Below are 22,365 nucleotides of genomic sequence, written 5' to 3' on the forward strand. Positions count from 1 at the left end.
ACGGTCACCCGGATGAGGATCCGACTTCCGGATCCCTGCGCGTGAAAGTAAAAGTCAGACTCGATTTACCGGCCAGCTCTCCACCCGAGCCGAGCAGTGATATTTGCCCCTTCGCACTAACCTCCGCGCTTACCACAACCTGGTTCAGCTCATACCTGCCACAGGAATACGGCAATTCTGTTATCACCTTGCGCATAGAGTCAAGAAATCCGGTGACCCGCTGCTGGAACAAATCTACCGGAATCTCCGTCCGGCCGACTCGCCACTCCTGTGGCTTCTTGAACAGTGAACGGTCATCAGGGTCCTCCAGCGCCAGCACTCGGACGACACCCTCCACATGTTCCCCCGATGCCTCGTGACCCAATTCAGTCTGCTGCGCCATGGCTTTCCTCCTCAATAAAAGGGCGGACATGCAATTGCGGATCGGCATACGACGAGTAAACAATCCCAAGCGGATTACCGAACCTGTTAAGAAGGTGATCCCGAGCACCAAGCAAAGATCTCCCGAGCGGTAGTCGATACAGCAGGAATCGCTCATAGAGCGCCTTAGAGAAGGCTGCAGCCACGTCGTCCGGCACCTCTATATCACTTCCAACGAAGCCACGATTTCCATTCTGTAGGAAGAGGTCAGGAAATGACAGGGCGCTGGCGGACTGCATCCTGGCGGAGCCGCACGCATTCATCACAACGAGCGGTAGCTCAAAATTGCGCTTCGCGCGTGCACCCAGAGCGACGAGGTCTTCGCTGATCGTCCCGAGAGTCAACTGGAGTTCATGCCCGCCTCCGCTCAATTGGATCTCATTATCGAGTGGACTCGTCATTGCCGTGTAGCAATGGCAGGCAAAGTGCTGGATCTGATCCGGGAGGTTTCGATGATTACCGGTCAACAACAGGGTCGGATCGAAGATCTGCAGCGACAGGCTGGGAACGCCGCCCGCCGAATTTGGGTAGGGCCCCTCGATCTGGACACGGTGGGCTGCTGCAGAGGAAAGCCATTTCAGCTCTTCCTGCGCTCCCTTCAAGTGCTCGAAGTATAGATATCGCATGGGCAACAGATCATCCGATGTGGATTGAAGCTCTATTCCACCTCGCTGAGGAGCTGGCAGCATCGCCCGCCGGACCATACATGAGAAACCGACCAGAGATCGGCACGCTTTAACGAAATCATCCCGGCACGTAATGACAGAAGGAGGGGTCATGCTGAAGAGCGGAAGGTACTCGAGTGGAAGAAAAGCATCTTTATCACCAATGCACTCGACAAGGGGTGGTGGCAACCTCGGATTGCGCCCGAACGGCAGCGCGTCATTCCAAAAATCCTCCAAGCCGTTAATTACATCTTCCTGACTGCCGAACAAGATAAAGAAGAGTCGGCAGCCAAGGCGGTACAGTGCATCGAAAGCGCGATTGAGACGATCCGACTCCGAGTCGGGACCAACCACCTTCGAGTCGGAATCAACCAATGGTGGGAGGATTTCCTTGAGCCGAAGCAATCCCACATCCAGCGCCTCTCGCACCTCGTCTAGCGCGCGCTGCCTGGTCAACGTTGCCCTAAATGGCTGGGTGCCATTGCGTGCTTTAAATTCCACCCTCTTGCACTCAGCCGTGTGATGCACCCACACCGTGACGTCTGCAGGCAAATTTCCAGTCATCCTGCACCCTCTGCCGGGTCAATGCTGGCTACGATAGTGACGGCGACTACCTGAATGAGCCGACCACTCTGGTACAACTGGAACCACACCTCGTGACGGCTCTCTTGCTGCGGCAGCCGAAATCCGAAAGACTTCTGGGCTCCCTTCAAAACCCGCAGGTTGTACCGTTGAGGAAGCGGCGTAAGAGTGACACTGTCGACCATGGCATCGAATTCAACGATCGCGACGTCGTCCCGGCCGCCGTCGATATTGATCGGCTCAAATGCGAAGAAGGGTTGATTCGGGTCAGACTCGACTGCGGAGGCTACATTGCGCGCTCGATCGTCACGTACTACGGACATGTTGAGATTAAGTCGGCAACCCGCGCGGGCCACTATCGTTCCGTCGACGGTTCGTGCGGACGCATCATCGCCCTCGCTCGCGCCGAGCTCAATCATGAGATACCCGGTGAAGTTCGCCAATGGCGGCCCGAGAACGGACTCCTTGATGCTCGCTTGGATGACGTGGTGCAACTCTTTGTTCAACTGTCCATGCAAGTCGGCCATATGCTGCTTGAGGTCCGCACTTATCGGATCCGAGGTGAACTCGGCTATCTCCTCAGCAAGGCGGCGTAGCTGCCGAGGGTCGAGCTCAACGGCTGGCAACGAAAGACGCAATTCCTCATACTGGTGCCGCAGTAGGGCTCGAATATCCTCCGCTACTCGCCGTGATACATCGACAGCTAGGCCCCTCCTGTACTCGCTCGTATGGGTAGGGTCTGCCGGTTGCGCCGAGTGAGACCAGGCGATAGGAAAATCGTAGGCCGGTTCCTCTCCACTCAGAACTCCACCGAGCGCGATTAGCTGCGCATTGTTGCTGGGCTGTGGGAGATGCATCGCCTTGGCCAGGTCGAAGCGGTAGAGTTCGACCGCTTCAGCTCGGCGCAGGTAAGCATCCGTGACTCGCCGGCGTGCCCGCAACAACGCTGCCAGAGCAATCGAGAGTGGTCCGAGCAAGAGCAACGCCAACTCGACGCTGTTCGGTCGCGAATATGACAGCAGCACTGCTGTCGAAATCCAGACAAGTGCAGTGCAGATTGCGCTGGAGGCAGTGACTCGCAGCATGGCAACGATCTTGTCTGACCGGTTCACCTCGCGCCCTACCTCAGGCGGAACAACGAGTTTGATACGAGGCCACACTGCATCCGGAATAAGGCCCGTCGCCGTTATCGCTTCTAGGTTGACACGGACAGCTGCGGGCGGATCGAGGGGCCGAGCAAGGAGTTTAAACACACTAAAATAAGGCGACGGGATAGACAGGGAACCACGCCTCCGCCTAGGTCCATCTTCCTCCCACGGGCCATGGTCAGGTGGTCCGCTTCCTAGCCGACCACCGCCTCGGCCGCCGACAGGGTCTTCGGTCCGCCAGTGCCCCCCGTCAGGAGAAAGTTCGGCCTCTGCAGAATGCCGAGTTATCTCAACTGCTTTTTCCATCAGCCTTGGCTGGGGGCCAGGCCGTAGCCAGACCAGTCCCAAACCCTGGACAAGCAGCATCGCTACGGCCGCAATGCCGAGTTCAGCGGCCCCTACGAGTACATCGATGACGAGCACCCCAGAGCGGCTCTGGGCCTTGTTCTCGATCGCCCAGACGAGCGTGGCCAGCGGTATGGCCAGACCAAGAGCGCGCGCCAGAAGCGAGACCGCGCCGCCTGGTGGCACCTGAAGCGGCGTTGTTCTCCAAGTCCTGCCCCGGCGTCGCAGCCAGCCCATATCTGGCAGGCGCTCAAATGCCCACAGCTGAAGGACCAGCACGGCCAGGGCTAGTCCACCCACCAATCCGGCAAATATCGGATGACCGTCGGTGGCGAGCCTGGCAACAACCGCGCTCAAGATCGCCACTGGAGCCACCACGAAGCCACCCTCGGCCAGCGACTCCTGCCAACTGTTTGTGAACTGCACACCACCACACCAGCCGGCGAAGACAAGAAAGAGGATCGCTAGCCCGCCCATCAGCCAAGCCAACCCCGAACGACCATCCACAGCGAACGTGACCGCAAGCCACCCCAGACCGAGCTCTGCAAGGACAACCACTCCGGCCTCTACTAGCGTCGGCGCATCTGGCGCGGTCCAAGCCTCCTCGACGAGCCGAATAAACCAAAGCCCAAAGATCAGGAGCGCTAGCCCGCCCATCAGCCAAGCCAACCCCGAACGACCATCCACAGCGAACGTGACCGCAAGCCACCCCAGACCGAGGCCTGAAAGCCCGGCTAGCGCGCTGATGAGGATCTTCATCCGGCGCTCCGCAATCTCGGAGCTGGACGGCTCACCGCGCAGCTCCATCCAGGCCAGCCACCCGACTGCACCCGCCGCTACCACTCCCACGGCGGTAACTGCCAGGCCAGCAGCAAGAAGGCCGAGATTGCCACTCTCAAGACTCTGGCCCAGCAGGTCGGCTCCAACCCAGCAGCTAACCACGGACAGCGCGGTAGCAACGCAGGCAGAGACGATGCGGAGTGGCCTCAGTTCTGAGGTCATCAGATCACCCGTCAAACGCTCCTCGCCGCAAGCGACTGGAAACGCACTCCACGGCGTCCAAAGAACGGTCGAACCGGGGCAAGGGCTAAGCATCCCTACAGGCTCAGAAGCAAGGCCATATAGGTCGGGTCTGGTGCAGGTTCGGGTGACAGGTTCGGTCACGCGGCCTGGAGGGCCGGTGTGGTCATGACGGTCTCGAATTCGACGGGGGTCAGCCGGCCGAGTGCGGCTTGTCTGCGGCGTCGGTGGTAGGTCCGCTCGATCCAGGTGACGATCGCGATCCGCAGTTCCTCGCGTGTGGTCCAGCTGCGGCGGTCGAGCACGTTTTTCTGCAGCAGGCTGAAGAAGGACTCCATGGCCGCGTTGTCGCCGGCTGCCCCGACTCTCCCTATCGATCCGGCCATCCGGTGGCGGTCGAGCGCCCGGACGAATTTCCGGGACCGGAACTGCGATCCGCGATCGCTGTGCAGGATGCATCCGTCGACGTGTCCACGCCGGGCCACGGCGTTGTCCAGGGCGGTCACGGCCAGGCGGGACTTCATCCGTACGTCGATGGAGTAGCCCACGATCCTGTTGCTGAAGACATCCTTGATCGCGCAGAGGTACAGCTTGCCGTCGCCGGTGGCATGTTCGGTGATGTCGGCGAGCCACAACCGGTTCGGGCCACTCGCGGTGAAGTTGCGGCTCACGAGATCGTCGTGCACCGGCGGGCCGGCCTTCTTGCCCCGGCCGCGTTTCTTGCCGAACACGCTCCACCAGCGGTTCTCCCGGCAGATCCGCCACGCGGTCCGGTCCGCCATCCGGGCCCCGGCATCGCGTGCTTCGTCGGCCAGGAACCGGTAGCCGAACTCCGGGTCCTCGCGGTGAGCGTCGAAGAGCGCGTTCGCGCGATACGCCTCAGCGAGGACGGCGTCGGCCACCGGCTTGTCGAGCCAGCGGTAGTACGGCTGTCTGGCGAGCTTGAGCACCCGGCACGTCACCGAGACGGGCGTTCCGTCCGCGGCCAGCTCTTTCACGAGCGGGTAGATCCTTTTCCCGGCAGATGCGCCTGCGACAGATAGGCCGCGGCCCGGCGCAGGACCTCGTTCTCCTGCTCCAGCAGCTTGATCCGCCGACGTGCGTCCCGCAGTTCCGCGTTCTCCTGGCTGGTGGTCCCGGCCTTGGTCCCGTCATCGATGTCCGCCCGGCGCATCCATTTCCACAACGTCATCGGGTGGACCCCGAAGTCGGTGGCGACCTGCTCGACCGTCACACCCGGGCCACGGTTCCGCGCGACCCGCACGACGTCCTGGCGGAACTCTTCCGGATAGGGCTTGGGCACAGCGACATCCTTCCCACCTGCCCTACAGGGCAAGCCACTTCAGATGTCACCCGATCGTGCGGCAGACCCAACGTATCCGGGCTCGCGGAGCCGGCGCCAAGGACAAGCTGACCACCGCCGACCGAGTCCTGGCCATCGTTCTCTACCTGCGCAAACTCGGCCCCCGAGACCTGATCGCCCAGCTCTTCGGCGTCAACGGCAGCACCATCACCAGGGCCGTTCAGCAAGTCCAGCCCCTCCTCGCTGAGCACGGCTACACCGTCCCGCCCTCGACAGCCAGGTTCCGCACACCCGCCGACGTCACCGCGTTCCTCGCGAACAACATACCCACAGAGATCAAGTCAGCATGTTGATTCTCTGCGAGCCCTTAGCTTGACGTTTATGCAGGTGTGCTGCTTGTGATGGCTGTTGCGATGCTCGGTTTGGCTTGTTTCCCGACGGGGTGCTCGCGTGCACGCTGCTTGTTCTTCATGCCGGTTGGTCGGCTGGGGCCTGCGGTGGTGGGTTTCGGTGCACTGGCCGGCTGAGGGGTTTTCCCGTGGATGCGGCGAAATCCTCGACGGACGCGTGCGGGTGTCAGGCGGCCTTGGCGTGCAGGCCGTTCCCAGGGTTTGCGGAGGTCTTCTGCGAGGGGCCGGGCAAGTCGGAGCTGGGCGTGTGCGGCGAGGACGAGCCAGGTCCAGCGGTCAGCGGCGGCCGGCTCGCGGAGTTTGGGAGCGGTCCACCCCAACGTCTGCTTGAGCATCCTGAAGGTGTGCTCGAGGTCGAATCTGCGCAGGAATGCCTGCCAGAGCCTGTCCACATCCCCAGCAGTGGCGGCGGTGGACGACCACCACAACCAGATGGGCCTGGGGCTGCGGTCTCCACGGAGGTGGTCGACCTGTAGACGGATGACGGTGCCTTCGATGACCGGCAGCTCTCCTTCGGGGTGGTCGGCCCAGGCCGAGCGTCGGACCAGCAACGGGTGCAGGCGGTCCCAGGCAGCGGCGACGGCCTTCCCGTAGTGCGTGGTGTCGGACACCGTGGTGATGGACGGGACCGGCTGAGTGGCCGCAATCTCGAACGCGAACTCCGCCCCGCGCTTGGGCTTGCGCCCGCGCTTTCCCGCCGGCTGCAGCGGGGGCGGGAAGTGCAGGACGCGGTCCGAACGCATCCGGCCCAGCAGCTCCACGGGCAGGTCCGCAAGTAGGAAGGCCAAACGGGTCACGTCATATCCGGCATCGACGACGACCAGGACGGGCGGGTCACCGATCCGCCACTGGCCCGCGACATACAGTCGCTGGAACACTTCCCTGACGTGGGATTCGGTCACGGCGATCGCGTCGTCCCACGGGCACAGCCGGACCACGTCCAGCATGGCAGTCCACGACGTCCGCCCCGGCTCCAGAGCGGCAACGAAGGAGTAGGGCCACCCGGGGATCATCTGGGCCGAGCCCCTGCCCCGGCCATACGTGTGACAGAACAGCCGGTCCGGGCTGGTATTCGCATCAGGCCGCAGCCAGTTGCTGACATCGACAGCAAGGACCAGCCGCCCTTCCGCCGTGCGTGGAAGGGGCATTCCTGCCAGCGCCCTGCGCAGCCGTGCCACATCCAGATGCCCGCGGTTCAACCCGCCGTACAACGCACCATGCCCACGCTGATGCTCAGGCGCCAGGGACAGCTCGACCAACGTCTTCACCGGGCCGTCCGCACACAACAGAGCGTCACTCAACTCGAACAAGGCATCAGCCCTCTGAGTCAAGCAGGCATAGAACTCCGTCCGGAAGCATGACAATTCGGCAAATGTATCCCGCGGGACATCCCGCTGCAGCAGACTCATCGCTACGGCCTTCGTACTGATCAAGTGCCTCTGTGACGGAGCACAGGATCAGACGAGGGCCGCCCTTACGTCAGGCACTCAGCCGAAAACGTCAGCAAGTTCGAGGCCATGTTCGACCGCAGACGATAAACGCCAAGCTTAGCCAACCTGGCTTGCCCCTGAGGCGCCCCGGTACGGCGGAAGGGCCCGGATGTCCATTTGAGGATTCGGGCCCTTCCGGTGTAGTGGCGGGGACAGGATTTGAACCGAGCTGCTCCACCCCGCGTCGGTAAACCGAGGTCGGAGGCCGCGGACTCCTTTGGGGCGAGGTCAATGCCCCGGGCGGTCGGTGCCCCCGGGGCGGTACCCGCTTTCGAGCATTTGCCTCTTGATGGCTGTGGGCTTGGGCAGGCTGGCTCAGGGCCGCGGTGCGGTCATCCGTCGAGTGCGTGCCATTACACGCTTCAACGTGGGTGAGGGGTTGCCGCCGCAGTCGATCTACCCGTGGGCCGCTCAACGATTCCGCATGGACCGATGTTGGCAGTGCGGCAGGAAGAATTCTGGCCATTGAGCGTTATCGCGATGAGCTGCCTCAAAGCCAGCCGCATGTAGGTCCGGAACTGGCGGCTTGCCCATCGCGTTGTGCGGTAGAGCTTGGCCAGCAGGCCCGTCCCTCAGGTCCGCCCCCGTGCTTACAGGTTCATCATCAGACATGTCACAGATACCGGGCTATTACGGTATTAACTTCCCCAAAATCCCTTACGGAGGGGGGTGCTCCCTTAATTCGTATCGTTTATATTGCGAAATTTTCCATAGAGCTGAAATGTACCGAGTTGCAACGTGAGTCGCTGCTGGCGTGAGTGTCGCGAAATGTGTGTGACATGGCTTCTGGGGCTTTCGCGGTGGAGATTGCTTGCGCTTGAGGCGGGGGCGAAGATGCGCCAAAATTCCGTTCGCCTCTGCGAACGTGTGCTCTAATCTCGCCCTGTGGTCAACGGCATGTAGGTGCTCATTGAGCCGGAGTCGGCTACGTCCAGTGTGTTGGCCGTCGCACCCAGCCGTTCGGCGGCGTGGGTCCGTTGACCATGCTTGAGATCGGGGAAGGGTGTCTGCTCCCCAGCTGCGCTTGGCGGTATGTGCCGGGTGCGGCGGTTGATGTGCACATTTGCATTCAACTGTGGCGGCGAGTTGACAGCTTGGCTTGGCGTGGGGACTGGGGAGTTACTCGCGTCGAATGAATATGGGGGATTATGTTTGTGATCAAGGGTGGACGGCTTCGGCGTCGCCGTGCTGTGGCGACCGCGCTCGGCATGGCGATGGTCGCGGGTGTGGTATCGGCGTATACGCCGATAGACGCTGCGGCCGCCGCGGTGCCTGGGACCGAGAGTGAGCAGGCGCTCGCTGCGGCGAAGAAGTCTGGTAAGCCGGTTGAGGTGGTGGGCGAGCGGACTGATTCGTCGACCACCTTCGCGAACTCGGACGGGAAGTCCTTCCGCCTGGATACTTCGGCCGTTCCGGTCCGGGTCAAGGCCAAGAGCGGGTCCGGCTGGGTCACCCCGGACGCGACGCTGGAGTTCCGTCCCGACGGATCGGTGGGGCCGAAGGCCGCTGTCGCCGGCGTCAGCTTTTCCGGTGGTGATGGCCAGAGCAGTCTGGTCACCATCGACCGCGCTGGGCGTTCCATGTCGTGGGGCTGGCAGGGCGGGGTCCTGCCCAAGCCGGTGCTGGATGGGGACAGCGCCGTGTACCCGGAGGTGCTGCCCGGCGTGGACCTGCGGATGACGGCCACGCTCAAGGGCTTCCGCGAGGTACTCGTGGTGAAGACCCCCGAGGCCGCGAAGAACCCGAAGCTCCAGCGCGTCGAGTTCGGCCTCAAGGCGAAGGACGTCCAGCTCAACACCGGCAACGACGGTGGCCTGGCCGCCACCGATGCCAATGGCAACCGGGTCTTCAAGGCGCCCCCGGCCCTGATGTGGGATTCGAAGGGCGTGCCCGCCCCGCTCGCCCTGTCCCCGAAGGAGAAGGTCGCCGCTGCCAAGTCCGAGGGCGGCACGCTGCCGAAGCCGCCCGTCGGCGCCGAGCCGTCGGGACACCCCGCGGACGGACCGGCCCTCGGCTCGAAGGTCGCGAAGATGGCCGTCCACGTCGATGCCGACTCGCTGGCCGTCGTACCGGACACCGCGATCCTCAAGCAGAGCGATCCGGCGGTCTTCCCGCTCTACATCGACCCCTCCGTCGCCCTTGATGACGGTACGGAGCACACTGCCCTGCGCGATGACGGCGTGTCCTTCTGGAACTGGGACAACGGGGACGACGGCCTGGGCAAGGGCATGGGCAAGTGTGGCTCCTGGAACGGCTACTACTGCGGGCCCGGGTACGTGCAGCGTCTGTACTTCGAGTTCTCGCCGAGCAAGCTCGTCGGCAAGGAGGTCCTGAACGCCCGCTTCCGGGTCACCGAACCCTGGGCCTTCCAGTGCGACGCGCGCAACGTTTTGCTGGTTCGCATGGACGGGGAGATCTCTCCGTCGACGAACTGGTGGAACAAGCCCAATTACGCCGACCTCATGGGGGACCGGTGGATCTCGGCTGGTCGCGGCTCGGCCTGTGACTCGAACTCACCCGCTGCTCCGATCGAATTTTCAGACAATCTTCCCGACGAGCCGGATGAGAACCTCACCCCGACCGTCCGTGACTTCGCCGCCGGCCGGTACAACCGGCTGAACCTGGAACTGCGCGCGGAGGACGAGTCGGACGCCACCGCCTGGAAGCGGTTCCGCAACGACGCGGTCCTGTCCGTCGACTACATCGGCAAGCCCAACACCCCGATCTATGTGGGCCTGGTCGCGGGCAGCGGAGAGATCTGCTCGGGCGACCCGGCCACGCCGTCGATCGTCTCGGACCCGACGCCTTCCATGACCGCGATCACGGAGACGGTGTGGGGCGGCGAGCCCGGCGCTTCCCTCCGGATCGCGATGCAGACCGAGAAGTGGGAAACGGTCATGGCCGGTGGCATCGGCAGGACCGGCTGGAAGCCGGTCAAGGCCAACGCGGGAGACTCCGACTTCATCGAGCGGCCGAGCTCGGGATACGTCGGGGACAACGTCCCGGTCACCAGCGACCCTCCCGCCACACTGACGGATGGCGCCCTGTACCGCTTCAGGACGTGGACCAAGTCCTTCGGGGAAGGACAAGTACGGGACAGTGCGCCGAGCGGGGACTGCTACTTCAAGGTGGACTCCACGGCCCCGAAGGCCCCCCAGGTCACCTTCGGTGGCCCCTACAGCGAGTGCAAGAGCACCGCATGCGCTGCGGCCGGCAAGCCCGGCACCCCGGGCCAGTTCACCTTCGGTCCAGGAACTGGTGACACCAACACGGCTTACCAGTACAAGCTGGCCACAGATACCGCTTGGACCGAGATCGCCGGTGCGAAGCCGACGGCCTCCATCACCCCTCCTCTGTCCGGGACCATGAGGCTGAGTGTGAAGGCCAAGGACGCTCTGGGCCGCTGGGGCAGCGTGCAGATGGTCGACTTCGTGGTCAAGGAAGGACCCGGGCCCGTCGCCTCTTGGAACTTCGACGAGACCTCCGGCCAGGCACTCGACACCTCGACCACTGACCCGACCCTGCAGGACAACGCAGACCTTTCGACCGGCAGCCAACGCCCCCAGAACGGCCGCCGAGGGTGGGTGCAGGCGCCCACCGCGCACGAGGACCGCTCGCTCCAGCTGGCTGGCGGCCAGTACGCGGTCACATCCAAGCCGGTCATCGATACCAGGGCGTCCTTCACGGTCGCCGGCTGGGTGCGCCTCGACCGAACCGACGGCTCCTTCTCGATGGTGAGTCAGACAGGGCAGAACATGAGCGGCATGGCCATCACCGCTCTCCCTGGTCAGCCATGGGCGCTCGAAATGGCCACGGAGGACAAGGCTGCGAGCACCGCTGTCAGCAGGATCACCGGACAGAATCCGGCGCAGGCCGGAGTCTGGACCCACGTTGCCGCCACATACAATGAGTCCACCGACAAGGCGCGGCTCTACGTCAACGGACAGCTCCAAGGTGAGATGACGGTCGCCAACCCCATCGCCTCTACTGGAGGCATGGGCATCGGCGTCGTCAAGGACCGTGGTGCTTGGGTGAACCACCTCGCGGGCCGAATCGACGAGCTCAAGGCCTGGCAGGACGAGCGCAGCGACGCCGCAGTCAAGCAGGACGCCTCACTCATTGACCCTGACACGGACCAGCCCCACGTGGACCTTTCGGCGGCCTGGGACCTTTCAACAGCCGGCCCCACCTTCGCCGACACCTCCGGGAATGGCCGAGCCCTGACGGCCACTGCCGGCACAGAGGTAAAGTCGGGCGCCCTGGTGCTCAAAGGCGCCCAGGCGGCCACCGCTACCGGGCCGGTCGTCGACGACACCGGCTCCTTCACGGTGACCGCAGAGGCGAAGCTCGACAACGCCCGTCTGATCGACAAGCCGAACGGCTACAAGGCCCAGGTCATCGGCCAGCGCACAGCCACCGGCTCTTCCTGGAGTTTGTGGTTCGAGAAGACCGGCGCCAGTGACCAGCCGACCGAGCAGGACCCTGCCCAGAAGGTGACCGTCGTCGAAGGTACTTGGCACTTCGGCAGACTCACGGCCGACGGTTCCGGGACCTCGGTGACCAGCGACAGCCTGGCCGCGCTCGACACGGGCGTTCAGGTGACCGGCGTTCACAACGCCCAGGACGGCACGATCACTCTCTACGTGGTCTCGACGCGCCAGGCACAGCCCAAGGCTTTCACGATCACCGTCGGCAGCGGCGAGCTCGCTGTGGGCAAGGGCTTCACAAATAGCGCATGGGGCAACTTCCTGCCCGGTGAGATCAAGGGCATGCGCCTGTGGTCCGGCGCGATGAAGGATGCCGAGCAGGTCAAGACGACCGTTCTCGGCACCACTGGCTGACAGCCAGAGAACATCCCCGTTTTGCCGTGGCCGCCCCGCTGAGGGCGGCCACGGCCCTCACGTACCCCTGCACCCTGAGGAGTAATCCGTGTCCGGCCGTTCACCAGGCGAAGAAATCCGCCACCGGCTGCCACTGGCAGCCGCCCTGACTCTCGCCCTTGTGGCTTCAGGGACGCTCACACCCATGGCGACCGCCGCCGACTTACCCGGCGCCCCGAAGATCGCCAAGCAAAAGGACGCCAAGGTCCACGCGGTCAACGCCGACGGCGCCAAGGCCGCCCGCGAACTGGTCGCCAAGAACCAGACCGAGAACAAGGCCCAGGCCGACAGGGCCCGCAAGGAGGCCAAAGCAGCCTGGCCGAAGGCCGCCATCCTCGTTTCCTCCGCTGCGCGGGCGGGCAACCGTCCCCTGGTCGACGTACGGTCCACCGCGCACCCCAAGAGCCCCCTGCTGCTCCCGACCGCCCCCGCCAGCCCGGTCGTGGCCGCGGACACCGGATCGGGCGGGAAGTCCACCGTCAAGGTGCTCGACCAGAAGGCCGCGGAGCGGGCCGGGGTCACCGGCGTGCTGTTCTCGGCCTCATCCGAAGCGGGCGGCCCGGCGCAGGTCAGCATCGACTACGGATCCTTCGCCTCCGCCGTCGGCGGCGGCTGGTCCAACCGCCTCGGCCTGGTCAGCTTGCCCGCGTGCGCGCTGACCACCCCCGAGAAGGCGGAGTGCCGCAAGACCACCCCGCTGCCCTCGGCCAACAGCCTCAAGAACCACACCGTGACGGCCGACGTCGCCTCTCTTCCCACCGGTTCGCCGACCACGGGTAAGGCAGCCAAGGGGGCCAAGGCTCCGGCCGCCCCGGCATCGGCCGTCTTCGCGCTGATGGCCTCGGACGCCAGCTCCCCCAAGGGCGGAGGCGACCTCAAGGCGACCCCGCTCTCAGCCTCCTCCAGCTGGGAATCCGGGTCCTCGAGCGGTGCCTTTACTTGGTCCTACCCAATGGTAGTTCCGCCCGCCGCAGCCGGGCCCACGCCGTCCCTCTCAATCTCGTACAACTCGGGCAGCACCGACGGTCGGACCGCTAACACGAACAACCAGGGTTCCCAGATCGGCGAAGGCTTCGAGCTGACGTCTTCGTATGTAGAGAGAAAATATGGATCCTGCGATGACGACGGGCAGACAGACAAGCTTGACTTGTGCTGGAAATACGAGAACGCCTCGTTGGTCCTCAACGGCAAGTCCAGCGAGCTGGTCAAAGACGACACGAGCGGCAAGTGGCGGCTGAAGGACGACGACGCCTCCCAGGTCATCTGGGCCACGGGTGCCGATAACGGCGACGGTGACGGCGAGTACTGGAAGATCGTAACCGGCGACGGCAGCACCTACACCTTCGGCTTGAACAAGCTCCCCGGTGCCAGTACTGAGCGGACAAACTCCACCTGGACCGTGCCCGTCTTCGGAGATGACTCCGGAGAGCCCGGCTATAGCAAGGGCTCCGCTTTCGCCAATCGCTCGGAATCCCAGGCCTGGCGCTGGAACCTGGACCTGGTCGAAGACGTCCACGGCAACTCCGCCAGCTACTGGTACACGTCCGAGTCCAACAACTATGCCAAGAACGGCGACAAGTCCAGTACCGTGCCCTACACCCGAGGCGGATATCTCGCGGAGATCCGCTACGGTCAGCGCTCCGACCAGCTGTTCACTGCCAACGCCTCTCACAAGGTCACCTTCGACTACAAGGAGCGCTGCTTCGCAGCAAACTGCGACTCACTGACGAAAGAGACTTCGGATAACTGGCCAGACGTTCCGTTCGACGGGCTTTGCTTGGCCAGCGCGACGGACTGCAGGGCCACGGGACCCGAATTCTTCACCCGCAAGCGTATGACGGCCATCAACACGTACGCCTGGTCCGTAGCGGCCGAACCCGACGGCTACGCACCCGTCGATACGTTTGACTTCACTCAGGAATACCTGGATGCGGGTGACCTGGGCGATACCAGCGATCAGACCTTGGTCCTGAAGTCCATCAAGCGCACCGGCCGGAATGGTGTGACCGCCCAAGTCCCGCCAGTCGAGTTCACCTATCACATGCGTCCGAACCGAGTCGACGCCGATGGCGACGACGTGGTCCCGCTCAACCGGCCGCGTGTCAACACCATCACCTCCGAGACCGGCGCCATCACCACGGTCACCCTCTCCGACCCGCAGTGCATGCGCGGAACCAAGATGCCGGCAGCCGAGGACGACAACTCTCTGTCCTGCTATCCCGTCTACTGGCCGATCAACGGCGGTGACCCCAAGCTCGACTGGTTCCACAAGTACAACGTCAGCGCCGTTACCGTCGCCGACCCGGCTGGCCAGAACGACCTCGTCGAGAACTCGTACGAGTACGAGAACCCGGGCTGGCACCACAACGACGACCCGCTCACCCCAGAGAAGGAGCGAACCTGGTCTGACTGGCGGGGCTACGGCAAGGTCACGACCTACACGGGAGCTGTCGGCAAGACCCGCTCCAAGACGCTGAAGGTTTTCATGCAGGGCATGCACGGGGACAAGCGGAAGGGCACCAGCACCACCCGTACGACCGTCGTCCCGGCGGCCCCCGTGCAGGGCCTGACGATCCCCGACATCAACGACGACAACCAGTACCAAGGCTTCCAGCGACAGCAGATCACTTACGACGGCGCTGCCCCGCTCTCCGTCTCTGTCACCGACCCCTGGAGCAAGGAGACCGCGATCCAGCAGAAGTCGTACGCCAACACCAAGGCTTACTACGTCCGCTCGGCGACCAGCTATAGCCACACCTTTCTCACTGCCTCCAACACCTGGCGCACCACCCGCACCGACAACAGCTACGACGACTACGGCATGCAGACGCAGACCTCGTCGAGCGGTGACACAGCCAACGAAGGCGACGAGACTTGCACCCGCACCTGGTACGCCCGCAACGCTGCCAAGGGCCTCATCAGCCTGACCTCGCGCACTCGCACCGTCGGGGCCCTCTGTTCCGTCACCGATGACAAGCTCAGCCTGCCGGCCGACTCGGCCACCCGGGGCGACGTCCTCGCCGACACGGCCACGGTGTACGACGACACCTCTGCCACCGCCTGGAGCGCCAACCAGACGCCGACCCTGGGCCTGTCCACCTGGACTGGCCGCGCCCAGTCCTACCCGGCAGCGAGCGGCGCCGGTGACCGGGACCCGGCGGGCAGCGCGGGCTGGCAGACCGTCAGCAAGATTACTTACGACACGGACACCACAAAACTCGGCCGACCGTTGACCGCCACCGACGCAGCCGGGAACACGACGACGACCAGCTATACGCCCGCTGCGGCTGGCCCGCTGCAAGCCACCGTGACCTCCGCTCCGAAGCTCACCTCCAACGGCCAGCAGCACAAGTCGTACGCCTACGTGGACCTGCGCGGGTCTGTCGTGCGCTCCATCGACGCCAACATGGCCTCGACCTACAACACCTACGACGCACTCGGCCGCGCAAAGGAGACCTGGCTCCCCAACCGGGCCCAGTCCCAGTCTCCGAACGTCAAGTACGACTACCTCATCGCCCGCGGCAAGCAGCCGTGGACCTCGGTCGGCACCCTCGCTGCCGACGGAACGTACAAGACGGTCTACACGATCGCCGACGCCCTGCTGCGCTCCCTCCAGACGCAGTCCCCGTCACCGAACGGCGGCCGGATCCTGACCGATACCCGCTACGACTCGCGCGGCCTGGCCTACGAGACGTACGCCGACATCTGGGACAAGGACAAGGCGCCCGAAGGTACCTACGTCCGAGCCGAGTACGGCAGCACCCCGCTGCAGAGCCAGACCGTCTTCGACGGTCTCGGCCGCGCGACAAGCAACACCCAGCTGGTCTACGGAGTACAGAAGTGGTCGACCAGCACCAGCTACACCGGTGACTCAACCGCCACCACTGCTGTCCAAGGCGGCACCGCGACACGTACGATCACCGATGCCCTCGGCCGGACCATGGAGACCCGCACCTATGGCGGGACGACGCCGGTCGACCCCGCGTACGGGGGCGCCGCGCCAGGTACGCCGTACACCAGCGTGATGCACACGTACACCCGTGACGGAAAGCCAGCGACGGCCACAGGCCCCGACAGCTCGAAGTGGACGTACGGTTACGACCTCTTCGGCCGGCCCGTCACCAGCACCGACCCAGACAAGGGTAAGGCCACCGCGACGTACACGGCCCTGGACCAGATCGCGACCACGAAGGACGCGCGCAGTACGGTACTCGAGTACGGCTACGACGAACTCGGCCGCAAGACTGGGCTGTGGAAGTCTCCGAAGTCCGATGCGAACAAGCTGGCGGCGTGGACATACGACAGCGTCCGCAAGGGTTCCGTGACCGACGCCATCCGCTACGAAGGTGGTCTGAGCGGCAAGGCGTACACGAAGTCCGTCACCGCATACGACACCCTGGGCCGTCCCGCAACGACCCGCCTCACCCTCCCGTCCGACGACCCGCTTGTCACCTCGGGAGCCATCGCCGCAACCACCGACCAGACGGCGAGCTACCGACTGGACGGGACCCCGAACACGATGGGTGCGCCAGCAGCCGGCGGCCTGCCGTCCGAGATCGTGCAGGTGCACTACAACGACTTCGGCCTCCCGAAGGCGCTGTCCGGCACCACCGCCTACGTTCAGAACGTGTCCTACTCTCCACTCGGCGATGTCGAGCAGCTCACCCTGGCGCGCTCAGGGGCTGAGGGAGTCCGAAAGACGTTCATCGGGAACACCTACGAGGAGGGAACCCGGCGCCTGCTGCGGTCCACGGTCAACGACCAGACCCACACCGGCATGCTCCAGGACCTGACCTACAAGTACGACCAGGCCGGCAACGTCCTGTCGATCTTCGACGCCGCCCCGCAGAGCGGCTTCACCCAGGCCGACAACCAATGCTTCTCCTACGACGGCCAGCGCCGCGTGACCGAGGCCTGGACCCCGAAGACCGCGGACTGCTCCACGGCCGGCCGCACCACCGCCAACCTGGGCGGCGCAGCCCCGTACTGGAACAGCTACACCTACACCGCATCGGGCCAGCGGGCCACGGAGAAGACCAACACCGGCACCCCGCAGACCCGCACCTACTGCTACGACCCGGCCCGCCCGCACGCCCTGGCCGCCACCACCACCGGCGCCACCTGCACCGGCGTCACCCCGCAGTACACCTACGACGCCAACGGCAACACCACCAAGCGCGCCGAAACCCCGGGCAGCGCCATTGCCCAGGCCCTCGCATGGGGAGCGGAGGGCAAGCTCGCACAGGTCACGGAAGGCGCCATCGCGACTGACTACGTATACGACGCGGAAGGGCAGCTCTTGATCCGACGCGACCCGGCCGGCGAAACGATTCTGTATACCGGCTCCACGGAGGTTCACCTGAAGGCCGCCCACAAGTGGGCGACGCGTTCCTACAGAATTTCCGGAATCAAGATCGCGGTGCTGACCAACGAATCCAGCACCGCCAAACTGTCCTACGTGGCGGGCGACGCCCACGGGACTTCGTCGCTGGCGGTGTCAGCCGACGACACTCAGACGGTATCCAAGCGGTACACCACTCCATTTGGTGCCCGGCGTGGACCGGTAGCGGCGAACTGGCCCGACGACAAGCACTTCCTGGACATGCCGGAGGATACGAGCACGGGCCTTACCCACATCAGCGCACGCGAGTATGATGCCGCGCTTGGCCAGTTCATCAGCGTTGACCCGCTCTTGAGTCTGGACCTTCACCAGTCCCTCAACGGATACAGCTACGCCAACAACAATCCTGCCACCTATTCCGACCCCACCGGCCAGCGGGAAACCTGCGGCGCCTACGGCAACTCGTGCTACGAGCAGGACTACAACAACGACGGCACTGACAACAACGATGGCGACCGGGACACCACTGGTGACGACGACGGGTCCTACGATCGCGCCAACAACTCGATGCACGGTGGTACAGAGAGAGGTGGTCAGTCCGCTCGGTGGAACGTGGGCAAGGGGCCGGACCGTGGAATCGTCATGATTCGATACTATATTCACACCTATGGTGCAATGGAGATCATCCCCGGACATCCCTCGCTACTTGGTGACAACCGTGGACCGACCCTTGACCCGAGCGCTGCGTACCGCATGGTGCTCTTCTGGGACACGGCCACAGGCGAGGTCGTCTTCAACGTGGCGCCGTCCCACACCATGCCAAGTAGTAGTGAGACCATCGTGTCCCATCAGACGGGCGCGAAGACGGTCGGTGGCCCGTCGGAGATGGTCCCAGCGAATCCGATCCTGCTCAATCACAGCGCTTTCCGCACGTTGACCGGAAATAACGTAGTCCAGACTAATGACTCCGACTCGGATGCTCTCAATGTGAGCGTGCATGGAGTTCAGCCATTGCTGTCAGTGGGAGCAGTCGACAATCGTCTGGTCGTCGAGGCCGGCGAGAAGTCCGTGCGGGTGAGCCGTTCCGACAATGCATATCCAGACATGGAAGTGGTGCAATATCGAAAGAATCATTCAGTGCGGTGGATTGCGCACGACAGCATGGCTCACACCAGTGGATACGACGCCCCTGATGGACTTGGAGGTGTCGTTTTCAAGGAGCTTGATCACCGGACCTGGGTCAACGGCGCCTGTGTGAAGAGCTGCTGAAGGAAGGGAAGAAATGAGTACGGCAAGGTGGCTGCGTATTTCCCTGCAGCGCTATGTCCTGACCGTCCTGCTTGGATGGGCAGTTGCGGTGGCGCTGCTCCCCAGGGGCGAGGACTCCTTCGGCGAGATTTTTGCTCTGGGTATGCAAATGGCGCTGATTGGGGTTCCGCTCCTTACGATCGCGACCATGTTCGTGATCACCTTGTTGGCGGGTAGGCGGTTCGAGCCGCAGACTGGCAGTGTCCAGGGGATCCGCGGCGGGTGGATGGTCGTGCTTCCGCTGATCCCGCTGCTGCCCATGGGCATGCTCATGCCGATTTCGTACCTGATCATGGTGGGTACGCAGCTCATCTATGGGTCCTGGGTGCTGCCCTGCCAGGATGCCCGTGATACAGCGGACGTCCTCCGCTCGCTCGCCGACCCGGCGGTCCGTGCTGAGGAGCGGGTCCGGATAGCCCGGGCGGTCGGCGGTGTCCACTCCAGGTTGGTTGTGGAAGTCCTGGTGGATGCGGCGACCGACGAAGCGCCGGAGGTTGCTCAAGCCTCGCTGGAGACTCTATGCACCATCTGGCAGCGTGATGGAGTCGTCGGTGAGGACTTGCTACTGAAGCTACAGCCGCAGGCCCAGGACCAGGTTCGTGCTCTGGGGGTCAGGGTTCGCAGCCCCTGGTGACGACCCTAGCGCGCGGCTCTAGGGCACCCCAGCCTGCCCTTCCGAGTCTCGGAAGGGCAGGCTGGGCCGGTTCCGTGTGGGTCCTCACGTCCGCTCGGAAAATGGGCCGGCAAAGACCCGTACCGACGGGGGATAGCGGAGTTGCATCTCCGAGCCCGGCGGGCGTCGCCGGTCGGTGTTGATGTCGAGCCGGTACTCGCGCCCGTCGGCCACACGGAAGCTTCAGCTTGCCATTTATGGTCTGGCGTCGAACGGGTGTTGAACTTGTTCGGTGTTTTCCCAGTTCACCAGCGGTGTGAGGCGCCGCAGGCCGATCCTGTGCTGAGCGACAGCGCAGTACGGAGGCCGGGATCGTGGGACTGGTCGAGCACGAGGTTCAACGAGACGCGTTGACGGTGGTGGCGGAGTTCTGTTCGGAGTTGTACGCGTGCCTGACCGCCCGGAGCGACGCCCTGTTCGAGTTGTGCGACGCGCTGCTGTGCACCGACGGGCCGGTCCGAACCCTCGTGGACCTGGCACTCGCTCCCGAGCATCGGCGCGGGCACGGGGCCTTGTACTCCGGGATCAACCACGGTCGGATCGACCTCGCCCGGCTGCGGCGAGCGCTGACCAGCGTCCCGCTTCCCCGAGCCGGCGACGGTCGGCTGGTGCTGGCGGTGGCCTGGTACGCCGCAGGTTTGAATCCTGCCGTGCCTGAGTGAACAGGAGGCGGCCAGGTCTGCATTGGACCTGGCCGCTCGCTCATGGGCCTACAAGCTCGGCTGTTGCGCCGGCGCGATGCAGGAACTGCCGAGCGCCGCGCAGCGCGGTGCGCAAATTCCGCTGGGTCGCCCGGGCGTCGAGACGCACGTCGAGGGCACCGGGAAGGGTGGTGTGGGCCCGCAGCCCCATGGGCAGGCGGGAGACGTCGAGGCCGTCGCGCCTGGCGATGAGTATGCCGAGCTCGTAGCGGCTCAGAGCGTCGGACCCGGCGAGATGGTGGATTCCGGCCGCCTCGCCCGCTGCCAGCTCCAGAAGTGCGCCCGCCAGGTCGCCAACGTGCACGGGGCAGCGGACGTCGTCGGTGAACAGGGCGCCGTCGCGGGAGCCGGCGGCGAGTTCATGCACGATGCGTTCATGAACGGAGCGCCCGTGGCCGATGATCAGCGACGTGCGAGCGACAACGGCCTGTGGGTGTACGACGAGGACGCCGGTCTCCGCTGCCGCCTTCGCTGCTCCGTACGGGGTGGTGGGGTCGGGGAGGCATGTCTCGTCGTAGCGGGCGCGGGTACCGGAGAACACGGCGTCGCTGGACACGTGGACCAGGCGGCTGCCGTACTTGGCCGCGGCCATCGCGAGCCGGACGGGGCCCTGTGCTGTGACCGCCCAGTCGGCTTTGCCGCTCGATGCGTTGACGACGAGATGCGGGCTGACGTGGGCCATGACGGCGTTCAGCTGTCCCCCGTCCTGCAGGTCAAGGGGGTGCCACTCGGCCTGGGAGGTATCGCCGGGCCTGGTCGCGTACGTCGCGGCGGGTGCGTGCCCGGCCGCTCTCGCCTGCCGGATCAGTTCGGTCCCCAGGAAGCCGCTGCCGCCGATGATCAGAACTGTCATGTGCGACACGGTAGACCGGTTCCGGCAGGCATCCGGCGGCAGCCCGCTTCTCCTCCTCGGGCCGAGCGAGCCGGGCGGACAGCGAAGGCGGTCACACCCGAACTCGGGGGTGACCGCCTTCGCCGTCTGCGTGCCGGCCTGGCCTCGGTCGCCGCTTCCGATCGCTTGGGCCCGGAAGGGCGTCTGGATGCCTGCCGCCAGGGGTGGTGCTCCTGACGAGGTGCTACGTGCGGGGCTGCCAAACGTAGCGGACGTCCGGTTCGCGTTCATCGTTGAACTGCCCTGCCAGAACGGCGAGTTCGCGGCTCGTGTATTGACATCCGCGGTCGGAATGGAAGATCACCGAGCTGGCCGGGCGGCGGGTTCGGCAGGCGGCCGTGAGGGCATCGGCGACGAGTTCGGTTCGCAGATGGTCAGCGGTGGCCGAGCCGACCACGCGGCGGGAGGCGATGTCGATGACGGTCGCCAGGTAGAGCCAGCCCTCTTCGGTGGCGACGTAGGTGATGTCGCCGCACCAGCGGGTGTCGAGGGCGGCGGGGTCGGGTTGAAAATTGCGAAGGACCAGGTCAGGACGGGTGCTTGCATGCGGATCCGGGACCGTGGTGCGGTGTCGTCGCTTCCGGGTTCGGCCGGCGAGTCCGGCCTGCCGCATCAGACGTGCGATCCGACGGCGTCCGCAACCGGTGCCCTCGCGCTTCAGGACGGCATGGACGCGCGGGGCACCGTAGGTGCCGCGAGAGCGCTGGTGCACGATGGTGATCTTTTCGGTCAGCTCGGCGTCCCGCACCTGGCGGGGACCGGGGACGCCGTTGCGGCGGGCGTAATAGGCGGTCCGGGAGACCTGGAGCAGTTCACACGCCCGCTTGACGTTGTGACCTGCGGTTTTCTCCGCCTCGATGAACGGGTGCACCGTCACCGGGTCTCCTTCGCGAAGAAAGCCGTCGCACGCTTGAGGACCTCCACGTCCTCCCGCAGCCTGCGATTCTCCCGCCGCAGCACGGCCAGCTCCTCACGTTCGCTGCTGGTCAGACCATCCCGCTCACCCCCGTCGACCTCGGCCTGCTTGACCCAGCCCCGGACCGCGGTCTCGGTCAGGTCGAAGTCCTTGGCGACCTGACCGACCGAGCGGTCACCGCGCCGGCACAGCTCAACGATCTCGGCCTTGAACTCCGACGTGAACGAGCGCCGAGGACGCGCCTTCTTCTTCCCCATGCTCTCCATGATGA

General features: G+C 64.7%; 11 protein-coding genes and 2 pseudogenes. 5 read left to right on the forward strand and 8 right to left on the reverse strand.

Annotation, left to right across the window (positions count from 1 at the left end):
* Positions 1–4: 4 nt before the first annotated feature.
* From OG509_RS40005 to OG509_RS40020, 4 genes are all read right to left on the reverse strand, one after another.
* A complete protein-coding gene (locus OG509_RS40005; protein ID WP_331741643.1) occupies positions 5–382 on the reverse strand; it encodes a hypothetical protein in 378 nt (125 codons plus the stop codon).
* Entirely contained in the window at positions 366–1,649 is a 1,284-nt protein-coding gene (locus OG509_RS40010; RefSeq protein WP_331741646.1) for a CHAT domain-containing protein, read from the reverse strand. The genes OG509_RS40005 and OG509_RS40010 overlap by 17 nt, the downstream gene beginning before the upstream one ends.
* A complete protein-coding gene (locus OG509_RS40015) occupies positions 1,646–4,162 on the reverse strand; it encodes a hypothetical protein (protein WP_331741649.1) in 2,517 nt (838 codons plus the stop codon). The genes OG509_RS40010 and OG509_RS40015 overlap by 4 nt, the downstream gene beginning before the upstream one ends.
* A gap of 158 nt (positions 4,163–4,320) precedes the next feature.
* Positions 4,321–5,483 (reverse strand): IS3 family transposase gene (locus OG509_RS40020; RefSeq protein WP_331741652.1). Its coding sequence is split into 2 segments (ribosomal slippage): positions 4,321–5,196 and positions 5,199–5,483, totalling 1,161 coding nucleotides; the frame shifts between segments, so codons are not numbered across the junction.
* Between the two features lie 68 nt (positions 5,484–5,551).
* Here OG509_RS40020 and OG509_RS40025 point away from each other — a divergent pair.
* A pseudogene (locus tag OG509_RS40025) lies at positions 5,552–5,836 on the forward strand (transposase family protein); the annotation flags it as partial.
* A 26-nt stretch (positions 5,837–5,862) separates the two neighbouring features.
* Here OG509_RS40025 and OG509_RS40030 read toward each other — a convergent pair.
* Positions 5,863–7,302 carry an NF041680 family putative transposase gene (locus OG509_RS40030; protein WP_331741655.1) on the reverse strand — a complete coding sequence of 480 codons (1,440 nt, stop codon included), beginning with the start codon at positions 7,300–7,302 and terminating at the stop codon, positions 5,863–5,865.
* Positions 7,303–8,651: 1,349 nt separating this feature from the next.
* Here OG509_RS40030 and OG509_RS40035 point away from each other — a divergent pair.
* From OG509_RS40035 to OG509_RS40050, 4 genes and pseudogenes are all read left to right on the forward strand, one after another.
* Complete coding sequence (locus OG509_RS40035; protein WP_331741658.1) at positions 8,652–12,224, forward strand: LamG domain-containing protein; 3,573 nt, start codon at positions 8,652–8,654, stop codon at positions 12,222–12,224.
* A gap of 184 nt (positions 12,225–12,408) precedes the next feature.
* Complete coding sequence (locus OG509_RS40040) at positions 12,409–18,873, forward strand: RHS repeat-associated core domain-containing protein (RefSeq protein ID WP_331741661.1); 6,465 nt, start codon at positions 12,409–12,411, stop codon at positions 18,871–18,873.
* 13 nt (positions 18,874–18,886) lie between these two features.
* The gene (locus OG509_RS40045) at positions 18,887–19,546 is read left to right on the forward strand and encodes a hypothetical protein (protein ID WP_331741664.1); all 660 of its coding nucleotides are present in this window, start codon (positions 18,887–18,889) and stop codon (positions 19,544–19,546) included.
* A gap of 353 nt (positions 19,547–19,899) precedes the next feature.
* Positions 19,900–20,205: pseudogene (locus OG509_RS40050) on the forward strand (transposase); the annotation flags it as partial.
* An 82-nt stretch (positions 20,206–20,287) separates the two neighbouring features.
* Here OG509_RS40050 and OG509_RS40055 read toward each other — a convergent pair.
* The 3 genes from OG509_RS40055 to OG509_RS40065 form a co-directional block, all read right to left on the reverse strand.
* The gene (locus OG509_RS40055; protein ID WP_331741668.1) at positions 20,288–21,139 is read right to left on the reverse strand and encodes a sugar nucleotide-binding protein; all 852 of its coding nucleotides are present in this window, start codon (positions 21,137–21,139) and stop codon (positions 20,288–20,290) included.
* A gap of 223 nt (positions 21,140–21,362) precedes the next feature.
* Complete coding sequence (locus OG509_RS40060) at positions 21,363–22,055, reverse strand: IS3 family transposase (RefSeq protein ID WP_331741671.1); 693 nt, start codon at positions 22,053–22,055, stop codon at positions 21,363–21,365.
* Complete coding sequence (locus tag OG509_RS40065; protein WP_331741676.1) at positions 22,052–22,360, reverse strand: transposase; 309 nt, start codon at positions 22,358–22,360, stop codon at positions 22,052–22,054. The genes OG509_RS40060 and OG509_RS40065 overlap by 4 nt, the downstream gene beginning before the upstream one ends.
* Positions 22,361–22,365 lie beyond the last annotated feature (5 nt).

The organism is Streptomyces sp. NBC_01006 (assembly GCF_045162725.1).
Classification (GTDB): domain Bacteria; phylum Actinomycetota; class Actinomycetes; order Streptomycetales; family Streptomycetaceae; genus Streptomyces.